This is a genomic window from Nocardioides coralli, from assembly GCF_019880385.1.
In the GTDB taxonomy this organism is placed as follows: Bacteria; Actinomycetota; Actinomycetes; order Propionibacteriales; family Nocardioidaceae; genus Nocardioides; species Nocardioides coralli.
The window spans coordinates 1,699,009-1,717,858 of record NZ_CP082273.1 but is presented as its reverse complement, the minus strand read 5'-3'; the positions used below and the strand labels follow the sequence as shown (position 1 = coordinate 1,717,858).

General features: G+C 71.8%; 19 protein-coding genes. 12 read left to right on the top strand and 7 right to left on the bottom strand.

Annotated features, from left to right (window positions below; genetic code table 11):
• Positions 1-49 precede the first annotated feature (49 nt).
• From K6T13_RS08395 to K6T13_RS08385, 3 genes are read right to left on the bottom strand one after another with little or no spacing between them, the layout of a single operon-like run.
• Positions 50-1,054 (bottom strand): NAD(P)/FAD-dependent oxidoreductase, encoded by a 1,005-nt coding sequence (locus K6T13_RS08395; protein ID WP_222898023.1) that lies wholly within the window; start codon positions 1,052-1,054, stop codon positions 50-52.
• A 45-nt stretch (positions 1,055-1,099) separates the two neighbouring features.
• The gene (locus K6T13_RS08390) at positions 1,100-1,606 is read right to left on the bottom strand and encodes a hypothetical protein (protein ID WP_222898022.1); all 507 of its coding nucleotides are present in this window, start codon (positions 1,604-1,606) and stop codon (positions 1,100-1,102) included.
• Between the two features lies 1 nt (position 1,607).
• On the bottom strand, positions 1,608-2,102 hold the full coding sequence (locus tag K6T13_RS08385; protein ID WP_222898021.1) for a hypothetical protein: 495 nt from the start codon (positions 2,100-2,102) through the stop codon (positions 1,608-1,610).
• 80 nt (positions 2,103-2,182) lie between these two features.
• Here K6T13_RS08385 and K6T13_RS08380 point away from each other — a divergent pair, with 80 nt between their 5' ends.
• Positions 2,183-2,731 carry a DUF1707 SHOCT-like domain-containing protein gene (locus K6T13_RS08380; protein WP_222898020.1) on the top strand — a complete coding sequence of 183 codons (549 nt, stop codon included), beginning with the start codon at positions 2,183-2,185 and terminating at the stop codon, positions 2,729-2,731.
• Positions 2,728-3,390: a potassium channel family protein gene (locus K6T13_RS08375; RefSeq protein WP_222898019.1), complete on the top strand. Its 663-nt coding sequence runs from the start codon at positions 2,728-2,730 to the stop codon at positions 3,388-3,390. The genes K6T13_RS08380 and K6T13_RS08375 overlap by 4 nt, the downstream gene beginning before the upstream one ends.
• A 9-nt stretch (positions 3,391-3,399) precedes the next feature.
• Here K6T13_RS08375 and K6T13_RS08370 read toward each other — a convergent pair whose 3' ends face one another.
• Together K6T13_RS08370 and uvrB are read right to left on the bottom strand one after the other, a co-directional pair.
• On the bottom strand, positions 3,400-3,948 hold the full coding sequence (locus K6T13_RS08370; protein ID WP_222898018.1) for a hemerythrin domain-containing protein: 549 nt from the start codon (positions 3,946-3,948) through the stop codon (positions 3,400-3,402).
• Positions 3,949-4,058: 110 nt separating this feature from the next.
• On the bottom strand, positions 4,059-6,185 hold the full coding sequence (uvrB, locus tag K6T13_RS08365; RefSeq protein WP_222898017.1) for an excinuclease ABC subunit UvrB: 2,127 nt from the start codon (positions 6,183-6,185) through the stop codon (positions 4,059-4,061).
• Positions 6,186-6,374: 189 nt separating this feature from the next.
• Here uvrB and K6T13_RS08360 point away from each other — a divergent pair, with 189 nt between their 5' ends.
• The 6 genes from K6T13_RS08360 (at position 6,375) to K6T13_RS08335 (ending at position 13,325) form a co-directional block, all read left to right on the top strand.
• The gene (locus K6T13_RS08360; protein WP_222898016.1) at positions 6,375-9,857 is read left to right on the top strand and encodes a sensor histidine kinase; all 3,483 of its coding nucleotides are present in this window, start codon (positions 6,375-6,377) and stop codon (positions 9,855-9,857) included.
• A 5-nt stretch (positions 9,858-9,862) separates the two neighbouring features.
• Entirely contained in the window at positions 9,863-10,297 is a 435-nt protein-coding gene (locus K6T13_RS08355; protein WP_222898015.1) for a roadblock/LC7 domain-containing protein, read from the top strand.
• The gene (locus tag K6T13_RS08350) at positions 10,294-10,683 is read left to right on the top strand and encodes a DUF742 domain-containing protein (protein ID WP_222898014.1); all 390 of its coding nucleotides are present in this window, start codon (positions 10,294-10,296) and stop codon (positions 10,681-10,683) included. Before K6T13_RS08355 ends, K6T13_RS08350 begins: the two co-directional genes overlap by 4 nt.
• The gene (locus K6T13_RS08345) at positions 10,664-11,248 is read left to right on the top strand and encodes a GTP-binding protein (RefSeq protein ID WP_222898013.1); all 585 of its coding nucleotides are present in this window, start codon (positions 10,664-10,666) and stop codon (positions 11,246-11,248) included. Before K6T13_RS08350 ends, K6T13_RS08345 begins: the two co-directional genes overlap by 20 nt.
• 49 nt (positions 11,249-11,297) lie before the next feature.
• The gene (locus K6T13_RS08340; protein WP_222898012.1) at positions 11,298-12,047 is read left to right on the top strand and encodes a class I SAM-dependent methyltransferase; all 750 of its coding nucleotides are present in this window, start codon (positions 11,298-11,300) and stop codon (positions 12,045-12,047) included.
• Positions 12,048-12,155: 108 nt separating this feature from the next.
• Positions 12,156-13,325 carry a phospholipase D-like domain-containing protein gene (locus K6T13_RS08335; RefSeq protein WP_222898210.1) on the top strand — a complete coding sequence of 390 codons (1,170 nt, stop codon included), beginning with the start codon at positions 12,156-12,158 and terminating at the stop codon, positions 13,323-13,325.
• Positions 13,326-13,337: 12 nt separating this feature from the next.
• On the opposite strand, the gene K6T13_RS08330 is transcribed toward K6T13_RS08335, so the two are convergent.
• Entirely contained in the window at positions 13,338-14,279 is a 942-nt protein-coding gene (locus K6T13_RS08330) for a DNA-3-methyladenine glycosylase family protein (RefSeq protein ID WP_222898011.1), read from the bottom strand.
• Between the two features lie 104 nt (positions 14,280-14,383).
• Here K6T13_RS08330 and kynA point away from each other — a divergent pair, with 104 nt between their 5' ends.
• Together kynA and K6T13_RS08320 are read left to right on the top strand one after the other, a co-directional pair.
• On the top strand, positions 14,384-15,235 hold the full coding sequence (kynA, locus tag K6T13_RS08325) for a tryptophan 2,3-dioxygenase (RefSeq protein ID WP_249424009.1): 852 nt from the start codon (positions 14,384-14,386) through the stop codon (positions 15,233-15,235).
• A 147-nt stretch (positions 15,236-15,382) separates the two neighbouring features.
• Positions 15,383-16,882, top strand: a complete 1,500-nt coding sequence (locus K6T13_RS08320; protein ID WP_222898010.1) for an ATP-dependent DNA ligase — start codon at positions 15,383-15,385, stop codon at positions 16,880-16,882.
• A 50-nt stretch (positions 16,883-16,932) separates the two neighbouring features.
• Here the strand turns inward: K6T13_RS08320 and K6T13_RS08315 are convergent, their stop codons facing one another.
• On the bottom strand, positions 16,933-17,259 hold the full coding sequence (locus K6T13_RS08315; RefSeq protein ID WP_222898009.1) for a hypothetical protein: 327 nt from the start codon (positions 17,257-17,259) through the stop codon (positions 16,933-16,935).
• Between the two features lie 239 nt (positions 17,260-17,498).
• On the opposite strand from K6T13_RS08315, the gene K6T13_RS08310 reads away from it, so the two are divergent.
• Complete coding sequence (locus tag K6T13_RS08310; RefSeq protein WP_222898008.1) at positions 17,499-18,062, top strand: VanZ family protein; 564 nt, start codon at positions 17,499-17,501, stop codon at positions 18,060-18,062.
• A gap of 72 nt (positions 18,063-18,134) precedes the next feature.
• Entirely contained in the window at positions 18,135-18,821 is a 687-nt protein-coding gene (locus tag K6T13_RS08305) for a TetR/AcrR family transcriptional regulator (RefSeq protein WP_222898007.1), read from the top strand.
• Positions 18,822-18,850 lie beyond the last annotated feature (29 nt).

Sequence of the window (18,850 nt, the reverse complement as noted above, 5' to 3'; positions counted from 1 at the left end):
GGCCACGGGGGCTGCGGCGGACGCCACACGCCGGACCGTCCCCCGGGGGCTACTGGTCGCTGGAGTGGCCCGGGAACACGTGGGCGGACGGGTCGATCGCCACCGCCGCGTTGTTGACGGCCGTGGCCGCCTCACCGAAGCCGACAGCGATCAGCCGGACCTTGCCGGGGTACTCGGTGACGTCGCCGGCGGCGAAGACGCGCTCCAGGGAGGTCCGCATGGAGGAGTCCACGACGACGTGACGCTTCTGCACCTCGATCCCCCACTCCTGCAGCGGGCCCAGGTCGGCGACGAAGCCGAGGGCGGCCACCAGTGCCTGGGCCGGCCGGGTCTCGGGCTCCTCGCCGTCCACGGTGATCTCCACCTCGCTCAGGGTCGACTCACCCCGCAGGGCGGTGACCTGCGCGCGGGTGATGATCTCCACCGAGGAGCCCCGGACCTCCTCGACCGTCCGCTGGTGGGCCCGGAAGGCGTTGCGCCGGTGCACGAGGGTGACGGAGCTGGCCACCGGCTCGAGGTGGAGGGCCCAGTCGAACGCGCTGTCGCCACCACCGACGATCACGACGTCCTTGCCGGCGTACGGCTGGAAGGAGGGGACGAAGAACTCCAGGCCCCGGCCCAGCCACCCGTCGCCCGCCGGCAACGGTCGCGGGCTGAACTTGCCGATGCCGGCGGTGATGATGACCGCGCCCGCGGTCACCTCGCTGCCGTCGTCCATCCCGATGGTCACGGCGTCGCCGTGGTGCCGCAGGGTGGCGGCGGTGCGGTCGAGCAGGTAGTCGGGACGGGCGGTGGACGCCTGGGCGACCAACCCGTCCACGAGGTCGCGGCCCTTGACGTTGGGGAAGCCGGCGACGTCGAGAATCGCCTTCTCGGGATACATCGCCGTGATCTGGCCGCCGAGCTCCGGGAGGCTGTCGACGACGGTGACCCGCAGCCCGCGGAAGCCCGCGTAGTAGGCGGCGTAGAGCCCGGTCGGACCTGCCCCGATGATCAGCAGGTCGGTGTCGGTGGGCGTGCCGGCAGGCTCTGCCGGGCTGTCGTCGTCGGGCACGCGCCGATCCTCGCGCGCGGACGGGTGCGTCTCAAGGGCATCCGGTCAGCGCGTCTCGATGTCCTGCAGCAGCCAGCGCCCGTCGTCGCGCACCACGGTGGCCAGGGCGCGGTACGGCGTGACGGTCGGGTCCGACCCGGCCTTGGCGACGTACTGGTCCAGGAAGAGCAGTGCCGTCACGCGGCCGGCGGAGGCTGTGACCACGCCTGACCCTACGACCCGGACCTCCTGGGTCGTGCGCTCGGCGACGAACCGGTCACGCGCCTCGAGCGTGGTACGCCGGTACTCGTCGGCGAAGCCCGCGGTCATCTCCTCGGTGGCGGCATCCACCTGCGCGTCGAAGTCCTCGAACCCGTAGGAGAGCGCCCGCTGCGTGGCGGCGGCAGCAGCCCCGACACCCGCCCGGTGCGTGGCCTCGCCGACCGTCACGGGCATCCCGCTCGTCGAGGTCGACTCGATCTGGTCGATCGCGCGGATCTCGATGACGACCAGTGCCGCGAGCATCGCGGCAACCGCCGCCAGCAGCGCGGTGACCCGCGATCCCGACCCCATGTCAGGACACCAGCTCGACGTCGTCGACGAGCCAGCGCCGGCCCTCGAGGACGAGATGGATCCGCAGGCGCAACCGTCGGGTCACCCGCTCACCGTCGGTCCGCCGACTCCTGACCGTGCCCGTCGTGGCGGCCAGGGCCGTCGCCTCGTCCGCCGCCATCGTCTCCACGCCGGTCCACACGACGAAGCCCTCGAGCACCGACCGGTTCCTGACCACCGGCCCGCCGACCCGGCCGGTCTCGGTGTAGTCATCGACCAGGTCCCCGGTGGCCCCGGCCTGTGCCCGGCGCAGCGTGGCCGGCTCGTCGTGACGGAGGTTGACCAGTGCGTCGGCATGGGACCTCGCGACGCGGATCACCTCGCCGTAGGGCCGCTGCCGGGCCTCCGCCGCCCGCTGGTCGCGGTCGGCTCGCCACACGAGCGCGGCACCAGCGACCGTGGCGACCACGAGGGCGACCACGAGGGCCAGCAGCGCAACGTTCGGTCGCGCGGTCACGATCGCCTCCCCGGATGTCGACGTCCCCGGCATCCTAGGGTCCACCCCCCTAGGATGCGGGCCGTGGTGGGAGTGTCGGGATGAGAGAGCCAGTGCAGGTGTGGGCGGCGTTCAGCCGCGACCCGCGCGACCCCGCGGCACGCGACCTCCGCGCCTCGGACGCCGACCGCGACGTGGTGCTGGGTGTGCTCGGCGAGTCGTTCGCGGACGGGCGTCTCGACCGTCACGAGCTGGACGAGCGCACCGCCGCCACCGCTGATGCACGGACCCTCGGGGCGCTGCTCGCGCCGCTGGAAGGTCTCGTCCCCCGCGATGACGCCCCCTCGTCGGCCCTGACCCCGGCCGAGCTCGATGCACGGGCGCTGGAGTCGTGGCGGAGCGACCGGCGCGAGGCACTGTGGGGGGTGCTGACGATCTCCGCCATCGTGTGGACCATCTGGCTGGTCGGCTCCTTCGGGGACGCCGGCTTCGAGCCCTACTTCCCGTGGCCCGTCTTCGTCACGCTCGTCGGCCTGGTCAACCTCGCCCGGGTCCAGGCCCGCCGGGAGGAGTCGGTCCGCGAGGAGCGGCGGCGGCTCGAGAAGAAGCAGCGCAAGGCGATCGAGAAGCGGCGCGAGGAGACCGAGTGAGCGACTCCCCCACCGAGACGCTGCGCCGACACCCCTCGGGCCTGGTGCTCCTCGCCCAGGTGGTGGCGATCCTCGCCTACCCGTTCCTGGAGAGCTCGACAGCCGGCCGCGCGATCCTCGGTGTCGTGCAGCTCGCCATCGTGCTCGCGGCCGTCTTCGCCGTGCGCCGAACGCCCACCCTGACCTGGGTCGGGCTGCTGCTGGCCCCGCCGGCCATGTTGTTCAGCGTCGGCGAGTCGATATGGCAGGACACCGACTGGATCGTGCTCGGATCCGCAGTCCTCCACGCACCGTTCTACTTCTACGTGTCCTACGCGATGATCCGCTACCTCTTCCACGACGACCGGGTGACGCGGGACGAGCTCTACGCGACGGCGGCAGCCTTCACGGTGGTGGCGTGGGGCTTCGCCTACGTCTACGCCGGCGTGCAGGTGCTCGTGCCCGGCTCCTTCGCGGGAGCCGACCCAGGTGCGCAGTCCTGGTTCGAGCTGCTCTACCTCTCCTTCGCCACCCTGACCAGCGTCGGCCTGTCCGACGTGGTGCCGGTGATGCCTCACGCCCGCTCGGTGGCCATGCTCGAGCAGGTGGCCGGGGTGTTCTACATCGCGCTGGTGGTCGCCCGCATGGTCGGACTCACCGTGGTCCGCCACCGGGCCTGACCGAGCGACTCACTCGTCGTCGTCGTCGAGGAGTCCCTCGCGCTCGGCGTCGCGCACCAGCGCCCGGACGTTGTCGAGCCGGCCGCAGTCCTGCTCGATCTGCCGGTTGCGCTCGGCCGCGAACTGCTCCCCCAGGTCGGCGCGCACCTGCTCGCCGACCTCCTCGCGCGCCGGGTTGAGGATGGTCAGCTCCTCCTCGGTGAGGTGGTGGTTGACCGCCTCGGCCAGCTTCTCGACGGCGTCGTCGAAGGCCTGGGTGTCGGTGCCCTTGAGCTCGAGCACGGCCAGCAGCGCCTCGTGTCCCTCGGCGTGCTCCTCCTCGCCGTGCTCGGCCTCGTGCTCGCTCACCGCCCGCTTCTTGCGCAGCGTGGGGTAGACGTGCTTCTCCTCCGCCTCGGCGTGCGCCACGTGCAGCGCCGCGAACGCCTGGCGGACCGCGTCGCGGTCGCTGCTGGCGTCACGCAGGTCGCGCAGCAGGGACTCGAAGAGGCGGTGGTCGTGGAGGATCAGGTCGATGACGTCGCCCTGGACGGGCCGGCCGAGGTCGATGGTGGTCATGACGGCAACCCTAGTGAGCGGTCGAAGCGGGCGGCTCCGCCCGAGCGGGTGAACCCGGTCGGGCCGAGCTCAGTCGAGCCTGTCTTCACCGTTGTCGCTCGGCGCTGCCCTCACTTCGTCGCTTCCATCATCTGGCGGAGCTCCTTCTTGAGGTCGGAGATCTCGTCGCGGAGCCGGGCCGCCACCTCGAACTCCAGCTCGGCGGCAGCGGTCCGCATCTGCTCGGTGAGCTCCTGGATGAGGTCGGCGAGCTCGGTGCTCGGCAGTCCCGCGAGGTCGGGGTGCTGGCCGTCCTCGCGCAGCCGCGACAGCGCCGGGGTGGGTGAGGTGCCCTTGACGCCGCCGGCCCGGCCCTTCTGGCCCACGTCGGCCCAGGTCTGCAGGAGTGCCTGGGTGTTCTCGTCCTCGCGGGCGAGCATCTCGGTGATGTCCGCGATCTTCTTGCGCAGCGGCGTCGGGTCGATGCCGTGCTCGCGGTTGTAGGCGACCTGCTTCTCGCGCCGTCGGTTGGTCTCGTCGATCGCCGCCTCCATCGACGGGGTGATCGAGTCGGCGTACATGTGCACCTGTCCGGAGACGTTGCGCGCCGCACGACCGATTGTCTGGATCAGGGACTTGTCGGAGCGGAGGAAGCCCTCCTTGTCGGCGTCGAGGATCGACACCAGGGAGACCTCGGGCAGGTCGAGACCCTCGCGGAGCAGGTTGATGCCGACCAGCACGTCGTACTGGCCCAGCCGCAGGTCGCGCAGCAGCTCGATCCGCTTGAGGGTGTCGACCTCGGAGTGGAGGTAGCGGGTCCGGATGCCGGCGTCGAGGAGGTAGTCGGTGAGGTCCTCCGACATCTTCTTGGTCAGCGTGGTGACCAAGACCCGTTCGCCCTTCTCGACACGCAGGTTGATCTCGTGGATCAGGTCGTCGATCTGGCCCTTCGTCGGCTTGACGACCACTTCGGGGTCGACCAGGCCGGTGGGACGGATGATCTGCTCGACCGTGTCGCCCTGCACCTTGTCGAGCTCGTAGTCGCCCGGGGTCGCCGAGAGATAGATCGTCTGCCCGATCCGGTCGAGGAACTCCTCCCACCGCAGCGGCCGGTTGTCCATGGCGCTCGGCAGCCGGAAGCCGTGGTCGACCAGGTTGCGCTTGCGGGACATGTCGCCCTCGTACATGCCGCCGATCTGGGGCACGGCCACGTGGGACTCGTCGATGACGAGCACGAAGTCCTCGGGGAAGTAGTCGAGCAGGCAGTTGGGCGCCGACCCGCGGGCCCGGCCGTCGATGTGCATCGAGTAGTTCTCGATGCCCGAGCAGCTGCCGACCTGGCGCATCATCTCGACGTCGTAGGTGGTGCGCATCCGCAGCCGCTGCGCCTCGAGCAGCTTGCCCTGTCCCTCGAGCTCGGCCAGCCGCTCCTCCAGCTCGGCCTCGATGCCGGCGATCGCGCGCTCCATCCGCTGCGGGCCCGCGACGTAGTGGCTCGCCGGGAAGACGTAGAGCTCGGTGTCCTCGGTCAGCACCTCGCCGGTGATCGGGTGGAGGGTCATCAGCCGCTCGATCTCGTCGCCGAAGAACTCGACCCGGACGGCCATCTCCTCGTAGACCGGGAAGATCTCCAGGGTGTCGCCACGCACCCGGAACGTCCCCCGGGAGAACGACATGTCGTTGCGGGTGTACTGGATCTGGACCAGCCGTCGCAGGATCTGGTCGCGGTCGTGCTCCTCCCCGACGCGCAGCCGCAGCATCCGGTCGACGTACTCCTGGGGGGTGCCCAGGCCGTAGATGCAGGAGACCGTCGACACCACGATCACGTCACGCCTGGTCAGCAGGCTGTTGGTGGCCGAGTGACGCAGCCGCTCGACCTCCTCGTTGATGGAGGAGTCCTTCTCGATGTAGGTGTCGGTCTGGGGGACGTAGGCCTCGGGCTGGTAGTAGTCGTAGTAGGAGACGAAGTACTCGACGGCGTTGTCGGGGAACAGCTGTCGCAGCTCGTTGGCGAACTGGGCCGCCAGCGTCTTGTTGGGCTGCATCACCAGCACGGGACGCTGCACCTGCTCGGCCACCCACGCCACCGTGGCGGTCTTGCCGGTGCCGGTCGCACCCAGGAGCACGACGTCGGACATCCCTGCCTCGACCCGGCGGGTGATCTCCGCGATCGCCGCCGGCTGGTCGCCGGACGGCGAGTAGTCGGAGACGACCTTGAAGGGCGCCACCCGGCGCTCGAGATCGGTCACTGGACGCATGGGTCGAGCGTACGACCACCCACCGACAGGTAGGACTATGCAGGTCTGGCCGAACGATTGCGTCGTTCGCGGGACGGGATGTCCGGTTGTCCCTAGGCTCGAAACGAGCGTCATCGAGGTCCCCCCGGCCCCGATGGCACCACCACCACACGGCACCACTCAGCCAGCGACGACGAGAACAGAGCGATCATGGACCAGAGGCCAGACCCGAGCCGGCGGGCACTGCGGACTCCCGACGTGTCCGACTGGCCGGTACGCCGCAAGGTCGCCCTCGTCGTCGCGCTCCCCCTGCTCCTGGCCGTGGTGCTCGGCGGCCTGCGGGTGGCGTCCGCGCTCGACCGCTCCGAGGCCGCCACCGCGGCGGCCAGCCAGGTCACCGTCCTCGAGCCCGCTCTCGGCTACCTCTCCGCCGCGGAGGAGGCGGCGATGGTGCACCGCGACGACGACGTCGAGCAGGCGGGCCGCGAGGCCGCCGTGGTCGCGGTCCGGGCGGCAGGCGCCGAGCTCTCCGCCACCGCCGACGACGCCGACCTCACCGGCAACCAGCGGGCGCTCGTCGACCGCGCCCTCTCCGGGTCCGAGTCGCTCCGTGACGGTTCCGCCTATGCCTCCGGCCCCTCCTCCCTCGTCGAGCTCGGGCAGCTCGAGGCCGACGTCTCGCTGCTCGTCGCCGACCTCGCCGCCACCGGGTCCCCCGCCGAACGGGCTCTCGCCCTGACGGGCCAGCTGGTGGAGGGACGCTACGCCGTCACCCGGCTGCAGCTGCAGGCCCTCGACGAGCCACGCTCGCTGCCGGCCGACGTCCTCTACAGCCAGCTCGGCGTCGAGTCCGCCGTGATCTCGAACCTGCTCCGCGCCCTGCCGGACGACGACCGGGTGCAGCTCCTCCGCCGTCTCAACGCGAGCAACCAGGGTGCCGTCGACCGCGGCGCCGCCGTGCAGGGCGGAGACGCCCTCCGGATCTACGACGAGCTCGCCGGGGAGCTGCTCGCCGACGCCGAGCGGTCGCTCGCCGAGGAGGCCTCGGGGTCCCGCACGGAGGCCACCGTCACGGCGGTCCTGGTCGGGGTCGCGCTGCTCATCGCCCTGGTCCTCGCGCTCCTGGTCTCCCGCGCCCTGGTCCTCCCGCTGCGTCGGCTGCGTGACGGTGCCCTCGAGGTCGCCAACGAGCGGCTTCCGGAGACCGTCGGGTGGATCCGCTCGGGCCACCGCCCCGGTGACATCGAGCCCATCGACGTCACCACCACCGAGGAGCTCGGTCAGGTCGCGCGTGCCGTGGACGACCTGCACCGCACGGCCGTCCGTCTCGCCCAGGGCGAGGCCGAGCTCCGCTCGCGCGTGGGCGACATGTTCGTGACCCTGTCGCGCCGCAGCACCTCGCTGGTGCACCAGCAGCTGCACCTCATCGAGGAGCTGGAGCGCGACGAGGAGGACCCGGAGCGGCTCGAGAACCTGTTCCGGCTCGACCATCTCGCGTCCCGGATGCGGCGTACGGCGGAGAGCCTGGTCGTGCTGGCAGACGCACCGACCCAGCGCAGCGAGCAGGAGTCCCTGACGATCACCGAGGCGCTGCACGCCGCCACCGCAGGCGTCCGCGACTACCAGCGGGTGAGCGTCACCTCCGCGCCCGCGGTCCGGATCAAGGGAACGGCCGCCGCCGACGTCGTCCACCTGCTCACGGAGCTCGTCGACAACGCGCTGACCTACTCGTCGCCGGACAGCGAGGTCACCATCCTGGTCAACGCCCCCAGCGGGATGCTGCTGGTCGAGATCCGCGACGAGGGGGTGGGCATCGAGCACACCACGCTCGAGATGCTGAACCGCGAGCTGCGCTCGGGCGGCACGCTCACCGTCGAGGCGACCAAGCGGATGGGCCTGCTCGTCGTGAGCCGCCTGGCGCGCCGTCACGGCATCACGGTGCTCCTCTCCGACAACGTCGACCGCGGTGTCACCGCCCAGGTGTTCCTGCCGCGCCCCCTGCTCACGGGCCTGTCGCCCGTCGCCGGCGTCCCCGCCCTCGTCGGCCCCGCAGCCGAGTCGCCGGCCGAGCTCGAGTCCTCCGGGGCGCCGGAGGCAACCGCGGCCGAGGAGCCGCCCCTCGAGGACGAGGACGCACCCGTCGAGGCCCCCGGCTGGCAGCCGGCCGCGTGGGAGCCCCCCATGCCGACGCTCGACCCGGTGGCCACCCGCGAGGACCTGTCGGCGGAGACGTTGTCGGCGGTCATCAGTGCCAACATCGGTCTTCCCCAGCGCCAACCCGGCGCCACGCAGCCCCCCGCCGCCGGTTCGCTCTTCCCGCGGATGGGTGACCGCGACCTGGCCACCCCGGGTGCGGCGGATCCGGCTATGGAGGAGTCCGAGCCGGTCGGGCTCGACCACGGCGCGGGCGCTGAGGGCCCGTCCGAGGTCGACGAGACCCTCGTGGTCGCGGAGGACAGCCCGAAGGACAGCCCTGAGCACGTCACCGAGGACGACACCGAGGTTCTTCCTGAGACCGTCGCCCGGCCGGTCGTCGAGGAGCCGGCTCGGCCGGCGCACCCGCACACGACCTGGGCCCAGCTCTTCTTCCCCGAGCGGTACGGCACCGACCAGGGCGAGGCCGACGTCGACGAGCAGGACGTCGCCAAGCAGGACGTCGCCGAACAGGGCGTCGACGAGCAGGAGCACGTCCACGACGGCGACGAGGTCGCCGCGGAGGAGCAGCCGGTCGCCGAGGACGCCGACGAGGTCGAGCCTGTCGAGGGGCAGGACGAGGTCGCCCTCGCGGACACGGCCGCCGACACCGAGGACACCGAGCACGCCTGGGTCGCTGACGACGAGGAGGCCGACCTCGACGACGCGGTCGCCGAGGTCGACGCCGAGGTCGACGCCGAGGTCGACGACGAGCACGCCCACGAGGACACCGAGGTCCCCGACGTCGCTGACGAGGCCGACGAGATCGACGAGACCGACGAGGCCGTCGAGGCCGTCGAGGCCGTCGAGGCCGTCGAGGCCGTCGAGGCCGACGAGGCCGACGAGTCCGACGAGTCCGGTCAGGCCGACCTCGAAGACGCGGCCGCCGAGGTCGACACCGAGCCCGACCGCGACCACGAGGTCCTCTCCCCCGAGCTGTTCCGCGGCTTCGGAGCGGAGCCCGTCTTCCCCGACTCGGAGGAACCGGCTGCCGAGGAGCACGTCGCAGCGGGCGACGACTCCCCGGCCGCCGGCCTCCCGGTCCGCGAGCCCGCCGTCCCGCTCTCGCTCGCCGTCGTCCCGGACCTCGTCGAGGACCACGACGAGCAGGACCTCGGCCTCCCGGTCGTGGCCGAGGTGGAGGACGACGACGAGTTCGACAGCCCGATCTTCCGCCAGCTGCGCTCGAGCTGGTTCGAGGACGAGGACCAGGACCAGCAGGAGGAGGCGTGGAGCCCCTCCGAGGCCGACGAAGGCTGGAAGGCCGCCGAGCGTGCCTCCGCCGAGGCGCCGCGCTCCGACAGCGACTCCGGCCTGCCGACCAGGCGACCCGGTGACCGGCTGGTGCCGGGTGGCGTCTCCGGCTCGGGCACCGACCTGATGCGCGACCCGGAAGCGATCAAGGCCCGGCTCTCCGCCCACGCCAACGGGGTCGCACGCGGCCGGGCCGCGGCCGCCGGCGGGGTGGCCACCCCGGTCACCGACGAGGACGAGGAGTGAGCGACATGGGCGAGGGGTTCCCCGGTCCCGCCGCACGCCGCGGTCGGGACCTCGACTGGGTGATGACCCGCTTCGTGGACGACGTCCCCGGTGTGTCCCACGCGGTCCTCGTCTCCGCTGACGGGCTTCTCACCGCCGCCAGCGCTGGGCTTCCCGGCGACCGAGCCGAGCAGGTGGCGGCCGTCAGCTCGGGCCTGGCCAGCCTGGCGGTCGGAGCCAGCGGGCTCTTCGACGGCGGTGCCGTGCTGCAGACCGTGATCGAGATGGAGCGCGGGCACCTGCTGCTGATGGCGGTGGGCAACGGCTCCCACCTCGGTGTGCTCACCAAGGACGGCAGCGACCTCGGTCAGGTGGGCTACGAGATGGCGCTGCTGGTCGACCGCGTCGGTCGGATGGTGCAGACCCGGCCACGCACCCTCCCCTACGGGTTCCGGTCATGATGACCACCGACGCCGTGATGGCCGACGACGTCGGCACCGCTGGGACCGAGCCGGTGCCCACCGTCAGCCTGGTCCGCTCCTACACGATCACCGCGGGTCGGACCCGCCCGACCGTGGAGCTGCCGCTGGAGGCGCGCCTGCAGCGCGACGCCGACGAGCCGGACGGCGACGCCCCGCGCGACGTCGTGCTGCGGGCGGCCGAGGGCCGTTCCGTCGCCGAGGTCTCGGCCGAGGTGCGGATGCCCGTCGGCGTCGTACGGGTGCTGCTCGGCGACCTCGTCGAAGCCGGTCTGGTGCGCGTCGGTGGCACCCTCGCCGCGGACGCACCGCGCGAGGACCGCCGGAGCCTCATCGAGAGGACGCTGCGTGGACTCCGGGCGCTCTGACACCGTCACGTCGACCAAGATCGTCGTCGCCGGCGGCTTCGGCGTCGGCAAGACCACCTTCGTCGGTGCGGTCTCGGAGATCACCCCGCTGCGCACCGAGGCCCTCGTCACCAACGAGTCGGAGGGCGTGGACGACCTCGCCGCGACCCCTGCCAAGTCGACGACGACGGTCGCCATGGACTTCGGCCGGATCACCCTCGCCGAGGACCTCGTGCTCTACCTCTTCGGTACGCCGGGGCAGGAGCGGTTCTGGTTCATGTGGGACGACCTGTGCATCGGCGCGATCGGTGCGGTCGTCATCATCGACACCCAGCGACTCGACGCCGCCTTCGCGCCCCTCGACTACTTCGAGTCCCGCGGCATCCCCTTCGTCTGCGCGGTCAACCAGTTCGAGGGCGCCCACCGCTACGACCTCGCGGACGTGCGCGCCGCGCTGGCGCTGCGTCCCGGGGTGCCGATCATCGCCATCGACGCACGGGAGCGGCGGTCGGTGAAGCGCGCACTGCTCACGGTCACGGAGTACTCGCTGCGCCAGCTCGACGTCGCCCTGGCCGCCGGGCACTGACGCAACACCCGTTCGTTGCGCCCGACCGCAGCGGGTGCCACCCTGAGTCATGTCCCCCGTCGGGGTCCGGAGCACCATCTCCGCCACGGTCGTGGCCATGCCACCGCCACGGGTGGCGGTGCGCGGCTTCGCCCGGTGGGTCGCCCGCGAGTGCCCCGCCGGCGGCCGGGTCCTCAACATCGGCGCCGGCCACAACCTGTCCGGGACGTTGCGCCCGGTCTCCCGCGTGGCCGGGACCATCGTGGGCATCGACCCCGACCCCGCCGTCCTGGGCAACACCACCCTCCACGAAGCGCAAGCCCTGACCATGGAGGCGTACGCCGCCACCGACCCGGAACCCTTCGACCTCGCCTTCTCGGTCTTCGTGCTCGAGCACGTCTCCGACCCCCGGGCCTTCACCCGGGCCTGCGCCGCCGTGCTGCGGCCGGGCGGGGTGCTGATGGGCATGACGGTCAACAAGTGGCACTACTTCGGGCTCTCGACCTGGGCGGCCACCCGGGCGCACGTGGCGGAGCCGTTGCTGCGCAGGCTCCGCCCGGTCGAGCAGGTCGAGGGGTACCACTTCCCGACCGAGTACCGCATCAACACGACGCGTGCCGTGACTGCGCACCTCGGTCGCGCCGGGTTCACCGACGTCGAGTTTCGGCTGTGGGACCTCCCGTCGATGTACGAGCCCTACCTCCCGGGGCCGGTGCGCGGCTTCGCGTCGACGTACCACGACTGGGTCTATCGTCGCGACGCCGCGCGGCTGATGGGGCATCTGACGTTCCGGGCCCACCTGCCGGGCGGCGCTGGCTAGATTGGCGGGGTGTCCGACGCCTCCCGCTCCCCCGCCGGCCGGCTGATCCGGCTGGTCCGGCGGACCCTCCTGGCGCTCTTCGGGCTGCAGCTCGCCATCGCGGTCGGCATGTCGGTGGTGGACTCCTACCGCCGTCGGGGCAAGAAGCCGAAGCCGTTCCCGGTCACGCCACCGCGCACCGTCGAGGTCGGCGAGAGCGGAGGTGAGGTGACCACCTACACCTACGGGCAGGACCTGTTCGACGCGATGCTCGCCGCGATCGAGGGAGCGCGGCGCCAGATCCTCTTCGAGACCTACATCTGGAAGGGCGACGCGGTCGGTGAGCGGTTCAAGCGAGCCCTGGCCGAGGCGGCCGCCCGGGGCGTCGAGGTTCACTGCATCTACGACAGCTTCGCCAACCTGGTGGTGTCGCCACGGTTCAAGCGCTTCCCCCGCAGCATGAAGGTGCTCCCCTACCCCGTCTACAACGCGGGGTGGCGGGTCCTGGACCTGCGTCGCTACGGCCGCGACCACCGCAAGATCCTGGTCGTCGACGACACGGTCGGCTTCGTGGGCGGCTACAACATCGGAGCGGCGTACGCCACGGAGTGGCGCGACACCCACATCCGCATCACCGGGCCGGCGGTGTGGGACCTGAAGCGGGCGTTCGCAGACTTCTGGAACCTCAACCGCCGGCGGCTGCTCGGCACCAGCGAGCGGCCGCTGCTGCTGGAGACGGCGTCCGAGTGGGAGCCGCGGTTCCGCGTGCACCGCAACGTGCCGCGGCTGTGGATGTTCCCGATCAGGAACATGTACCTCGAGGCCATCAACCGTGCCCGTGACCGGATCTGGATCACGCAGGCCTACTTCCTGCCCGACCCGGACTTCGTCGACGAGCTGGTGGCCGCGGCCCAGCGGGGCGTGGACGTACGGCTGCTCGTGCCGCTGAAGTCGAACCACGTCGTGGCCGACTGGATCTCCCGCGGCTACTACGACGAGCTGCTCCGTGGCGGCATCCGCATCCTGCGCTACCAGGGCGCCATGGTCCACGCCAAGACGGCGACCGTCGACGGCACCTGGACGACGGTCGGCACCGCCAACATCGACCGGCTCAGCCTCACCGGCAACTACGAGGTCAACGTCGAGGTGATCGACGACTCGCTCGCGCACGTGATGGAGGAGATCTTCCGGACCGACGAGAGCAACTGCCTGGAGTTGACCCTGCATGAGTGGGAGGCGCGCGACCTGCACCGCCGCTTCACCGAGGCGCTGCTCCGGCCGTTCCGGCCGCTCCTCTGAGACCCGCTCGTCTCAGGTGGGCAGGTGGGTCCGGGGAGGCATCCGCGGCCCGAGCCGGGGCCGATGGAGCCCGGCGAGCGCCACCAGGCCCTGGACCCGGCCGCGGTGCGGGCGGTAGGGCTCGAGGTAGTCCTCGAGCTCCTCGTCGTCGAACGCCTTGCCGGTCAGCGCCCACCCGATGTCCTTGGCGACGTGGTAGTCGCCGAAGGAGACCGCGTCGGCGTCGCCGAGCGCGCGTTGCCTCACCTCGGCACTGGTCCACACGCCGACCCCGGGCAGCGACCGGAGGGCGCGGTCGGCCTCCTCCAGCGTGGCGTCGGCCGTCCGCTCGATGGCATGGGCGACCCGCGCCGCCATCACGATCGCCTTCGACCGCGCCGGGTCGATGTGGAGCCGGAGCCACTCCCAGGACGGGATGTGACGCAGCGTCTCGGCGTCCGGCTGCACGTAGAGGTCGAGGTCGTGGCCCGGGCCGGGTGCCCGGGTCCCCCAGCGGTGGACCAGGTTGCGGAACCCCGCGAACGCCTCCTGGCCGGTGACCTTCTGCTCGATGATCGAGGGCACCAGGGCCTCCATCACCAACCCGGTGCGGCCGATGCGCCAGTGGCGGTGGTGCCGCCACACGTCCGCGAGCACCTGGTGGGTGGGTTCGAAGCCGGTCGGGTCGTCATCGGCGCCGAGCAGGGCGGGCAGCGACTCGAGGGCCCACTCGGCCCCGCTGCCCCAGGCGGCTGCGTAGACGCGCCCCTCGCGGGGCCGGGTCTCGACCATCAGGGTGGCTTCGCCGACGGGGGTCCTGATGCCACGCCAGTGACGGCCCTGGAAGTCGATGCGGTAGGTGGGGTCGCCGCCGCCGCGACGCTGCTGGCCGAGGATCTGCCCGACCGGGACCGGCCACGCAGGCACCCAGAGCCGCGTGTTGTGCGCGGTGCTCTGGTCCGGGGGGGCGGTCATGCACCGAGGGTAAGTCACGGCCGGCCACGTGCGGGAGGGCCGCGCCCCGGGCAGCGCGGCCCCGCGGGCGGCCCTCAGGGCGCTCCGTGGCCTAGGTTGGGGCCGTGCCCGACGACGACCGCCGCGAGCTCGAGGCCGGCATCGAGACCGACTTCCGCCAGCAGATGTCCTACGGCGACTACCTCTGCCTCGACCAGCTGCTGTCCGCGCAGCGCCCGCAGAGCGACCCGCCGCAGCACGACGAGCTGCTCTTCATCATCCAGCACCAGACCTCGGAGCTCTGGCTGAAGCTGATGGTCCACGAGCTCCGCTCCGCGCGCTCCTTGCTCGCCTCCGACGAGCTGGCTCCCGCCCTCAAGCGGCTGGCGCGGGTCAAGCACATCCAGCACACGCTGACCGACCAGTGGTCGGTCCTGGCCACCATGACCCCCAGCGAGTACGCCGAGATCCGTCCCTTCCTCGCGACCTCCTCGGGCTTCCAGTCGGCGCAGTACCGCGAGGTCGAGTTCCTGCTCGGCAACAAGGACGCCGACATGGTGCGGGTCCACGAGCACGACACGACGGCACACGACGAGCTGGCGACGCTGCTCGCGGAGCCGTCGCTGTACGACGAGTTCCTCCGACACCTCGCCCGGGGCGGTTACGACGTCCCCGCGGAGCTGGTCGAGCGGGACTGGTCGGTCAAGCACCGGCTCCACCCCGGGCTGGTCGACGTCTTCGCCGGGGTCTACAACGCGCCCGAGCAGCACTGGGGCGTCTACGAGACCTGCGAGGAGCTCGTCGACCTCGAGGACAACTTCCAGGAGTGGCGGTTCCGTCACCTCCAGGTGGTGCAGCGCACCATCGGCCACAAGACGGGCACCGGCGGCTCCAGCGGGGTCAGCTTCTTGCGGCGCGCGCTCGACATCTCCTTCTTCCCGGAGCTCTACGAGGTCCGGACCCGGATCGGTGGCTGAGGGTGGGGCCCCTGGGTTTGCCCGGTCGACCGGGGAAACCGGACGTTGTCAGGTGTTGCAACAGCCGACAACGGGCAGTTCCCCCCGTCCGGCGTGGCCGGTGTGACTCGTGGGGTCGTGTCGGCACGGGGTCGCTAGCCTGACCGCGTGCTGATCGCAGACCTGGTGGCGACCTCCGCGGCGGTGGCCGCGACCCGGTCACGCAAGGCGAAGGTGGCCGCCCTCGCCGAGGCACTGGGCGGGGCCGAGCCCGGCGAGCTGCACCTCGTCACCTCCTACCTCGCCGGCTCGCTCCTCCAGCGTCGTACCGGCGTGGGGTGGCGGGGCCTGCAGTCGCTGCCCGAGCCGGCCGCCGAGCCGACCCTGGCCGTGACCGAGGTGCACGAGGCGTTCGACCACCTCGCCTCGCTCGCGGGGTCAGGGTCACAACAGGCTCGAGCCGCCGCTCTGGGGGAGCTGTTCGGCCGCGCCACCGCTGCCGAGCAGCGGTGGCTCCGTGGGCTGGTCACCGGCGAGGTCCGTCAGGGTGCCCTCGACGCCCTGGTCCAGGAAGCGCTGGCCGCGGCCGCCGGGGTCCCCGTGCCCGCCGTACGCCGGGCGGCGATGCTCGCGGGGTCGACCGTCGCGATCGCGCGGACGGCCTTCGAGGGGGCGGACGCCCTGGCCGCGATCGGCCTCGAGGTCGGACGGCCGGTGTCGCCCATGCTGGCCTCGAGCGCGACCGATCTCGAGGCGGCCCTGGCCAAGGCCGGTCCCGACGGCGCCGAGGTCGCGGTCGACACCAAGCTCGACGGTATCCGGATCCAGGTGCACCGCGACGGTGACGAGGTGGCCATCGCGACCCGCAGCCTCGACGACATCACCCACCGGCTACCGGAGGTGGTCACGCTGGCCCGGTCACTGCCCGCCTCGCGGTTCGTGCTCGACGGCGAGGCGATCGCGCTCGACGACGACGGTCGGCCGCGCCCGTTCCAGGAGACCGCGTCACGCACCGCCATGGACGAAGGGGTCGAGGTCACGGCGTACTTCTTCGACCTGCTCCACGTCGACGGCCGTGACCTGCTCGACTCCCCCGGTTCCGAGCGCGCCGAGGCGCTCGCCGCCCTGGTCCCCGAGGCCTCGCGGGTGCCGCGGGTCGTCACCGCCGACCTCGCGGAGGCCCAGGCCTTCACCGACCGCGCCCTGGCTGCGGGCCATGAGGGCGTGGTGGTCAAGAGCCTCACGGCGCCCTACGCCGCCGGCCGGCGCGGCGCCGGCTGGGTCAAGGTGAAGCCGGTGCTGACCCTCGACCTGGTCGTCCTCGCGGTCGAGTGGGGCTCCGGGCGCCGGCAGGGCTGGCTCTCCAACATCCACCTCGGCGCTCGCGACGGGGACGGTTTCGTGATGCTGGGCAAGACGTTCAAGGGCATGACCGACGAGATGCTGCAGTGGCAGACCGAGCGGTTCCAGGAGCTGGAGACCCACCGCGAGGGCCACGTCATCCACGTCCGTCCGGAGCAGGTGGTCGAGATCGCCCTCGACGGGCTTCAGCGCTCCACCCGCTACCCGGGCGGGCTCGCGCTCCGCTTCGCTCGTGTCGTCCGCTACCGCGACGACAAGTCCGCCGCCGAGGCCGACACGATCGACACCGTGCGGGCGCTCCGCTAGGTGGAACCACCTGCACCTGCCGATGTGCGGATGGGCCGCCGCTGCGTGCGCTAGGAGCAGGCCCCGCTGGCTACGTCTCCGTCCTCGCCGGCACCAGGCAAGGTCACGCAGGCCCACTCACCATCCGCCGTGACGCTGACTCGTCCGTCATCGTCGCGCCCGTCGCCGTCGTCATCCACGATGCCGGTGGCCTCCGCGCCGTTGGGGAGGTCGGTGGTAGCGGTCTCCAGAGTCTCGACGGACCAGCCATCCGAACCCCTAGCGTCCTCCACAACGGCGAGCCAGGTCTTGCCAGCCTCCATCGCAGGGTCCCCGCCGGCACAACCAGCGACCAGGAGTACACAGAGCAGCGCACTTGCAGTGCGTCCGAGATTCATGTGAGGAGGATAGGGACTGGCCGGCGCGTTCTCGTGCGAGGGTCACCCGTTCGCGGCGTCTCTGCGTCCGCGCCGCTCCGTTCGTACACCGAAGGACCGAAGGAGCGCTCCACGGACGCTGTCTCGCGTGACGAGCCGACCGGTTCGGGCGTTCGGTCCTTCCGGGTACGACCTCGCCCCGGCACTCATGTGCCGCTGTCCGTACGGCACTTCTACGTGCGCGAGTAGGTTGAGGTGCGATGGTTCTCTTCCGCTCGGACAGGGAGCGGCGGCTGTGGTGGTGGACCCTCGCCGTCGTGACGGGGATCTACCTGACGCTGGGTCTCGCCGGAGCCCTCGCCGGCGCCCTCCGTGCGCGGGGACTGATCGACCTCATGTTCGGGATCGGCCTGGGCCTGGTGGTCGCGGCCGGGCTCGTCCTCGCGCTCCGGGTGCGGCCGGGTGGCCGGGAGATCGGCGTCGCACTCGGGGTCGGCGCCGTCTACCTGCTGGTGCTCACCCGCATGGCGATCCCGGAGGAGCGGACCCACCTGATCGAGTACGGCGTGCTGGCGCTGCTGCTGCACGAGGCACTGCGCGAGGGTGTCCGCTGCGGACGCCGGACGCCGCTGCCATCAGTGCTGGCGATCCTCGCCGCGTCCCTGGTCGGCACGGTCGACGAGGGGCTGCAGTGGATCCTCCCGAACCGGGTGTTCGACCCCGTCGACCTCGGCTTCAACGCGCTGGCCGCGACACTGGCCGTCGGCTCCCGCCTCGCGCTCGAACGGGCGCGAGCGGGCCCCCCCGGTGCACCAGCGTCCTGACAGGCCACCGACCGGCCTCGTGACGACAAGCTGTCACACCTGTGCAACTCGGTGTTGCACTAACCTGTGGCCATGGCTGCGAGCAGGGCGCCCGAGTCCGACGGCCGGCGTACCGCGGCAGCGGCCCGGCGCCGCAAGCGCGAGGCCGAGATCATCGCCGCCACCCGCGCCCTCTTCGACCGCAGCGGCGTCCGCGACGCCCAGATCGACCAGATTGCCGGCGCCGTCGGCGTCAACCGCGCCATCGTCTACCGCCACTTCACCGGCAAGGAGGAGCTCTTCGCCCTCACGCTGGTCGAGTACCTCAACGAGCTGCGCGAGGAGCTGGTCGCCGCCGACGACAGCGCCACCGATCCCCCCGACCGCCTGCGAGCCATCACCACGGCCTTCGCGGACTACGGCGTCACCCACCCGGCCTTTGTCGACTGCGCGCAGACGCTGATGCGGCGGAGCGGACCCGAGCTGCTCGACGAGATCTCGGAGTCCGCGCTGTTCCGTCTCGGGCGCGCGATCTCCTCGTGCCTGTCGGTCCTGTCGGGCGCGCTCGAGGACGGCGTCGAGAGCGGCGACTTCACCGTCGACGACCCGACCCTCCTCGCCAACACCCTCTACGCCAGCGGGCTCGGGGCGCTGCAGCTCGCGCGCGTCGGGATCCTGGTCAAGGAGGCCGCCCCCGGCATCCCGACCGTGGGGCAGATCTCCCGGGAGCAGGTCCGCGACCACCTCGTCGCCAGCGCCCTCGCCCTCGCCACCCGCTGACGTCCCGTCACGACCGCTGTGCCGAGGAT

Excerpts from the sequence above, each read along its gene's own strand:
- K6T13_RS08355 (WP_222898015.1), top strand. The coding sequence starts at position 9,863 with ATGGGCGAGGGGTTCCCCGGTCCCGCCGCACGCCGCGGTCGGGACCTC.
- K6T13_RS08310 (WP_222898008.1), top strand. The coding sequence starts at position 17,499 with ATGGTTCTCTTCCGCTCGGACAGGGAGCGGCGGCTGTGGTGGTGGACC.
- K6T13_RS08340 (WP_222898012.1), top strand. The coding sequence starts at position 11,298 with ATGTCCCCCGTCGGGGTCCGGAGCACCATCTCCGCCACGGTCGTGGCC.
- K6T13_RS08315 (WP_222898009.1), bottom strand. The coding sequence starts at position 17,259 with ATGAATCTCGGACGCACTGCAAGTGCGCTGCTCTGTGTACTCCTGGTC.
- K6T13_RS08370 (WP_222898018.1), bottom strand. The coding sequence starts at position 3,948 with ATGACCACCATCGACCTCGGCCGGCCCGTCCAGGGCGACGTCATCGAC.
- K6T13_RS08380 (WP_222898020.1), top strand. The coding sequence starts at position 2,183 with ATGAGAGAGCCAGTGCAGGTGTGGGCGGCGTTCAGCCGCGACCCGCGC.
- K6T13_RS08335 (WP_222898210.1), top strand. The coding sequence starts at position 12,156 with ATGTCGGTGGTGGACTCCTACCGCCGTCGGGGCAAGAAGCCGAAGCCG.
- K6T13_RS08305 (WP_222898007.1), top strand. The coding sequence starts at position 18,135 with ATGGCTGCGAGCAGGGCGCCCGAGTCCGACGGCCGGCGTACCGCGGCA.
- K6T13_RS08330 (WP_222898011.1), bottom strand. The coding sequence starts at position 14,279 with ATGACCGCCCCCCCGGACCAGAGCACCGCGCACAACACGCGGCTCTGG.
- uvrB (WP_222898017.1), bottom strand. The coding sequence starts at position 6,185 with ATGCGTCCAGTGACCGATCTCGAGCGCCGGGTGGCGCCCTTCAAGGTC.
- K6T13_RS08390 (WP_222898022.1), bottom strand. The coding sequence starts at position 1,606 with ATGGGGTCGGGATCGCGGGTCACCGCGCTGCTGGCGGCGGTTGCCGCG.
- K6T13_RS08360 (WP_222898016.1), top strand. The coding sequence starts at position 6,375 with ATGGACCAGAGGCCAGACCCGAGCCGGCGGGCACTGCGGACTCCCGAC.
- K6T13_RS08350 (WP_222898014.1), top strand. The coding sequence starts at position 10,294 with ATGATGACCACCGACGCCGTGATGGCCGACGACGTCGGCACCGCTGGG.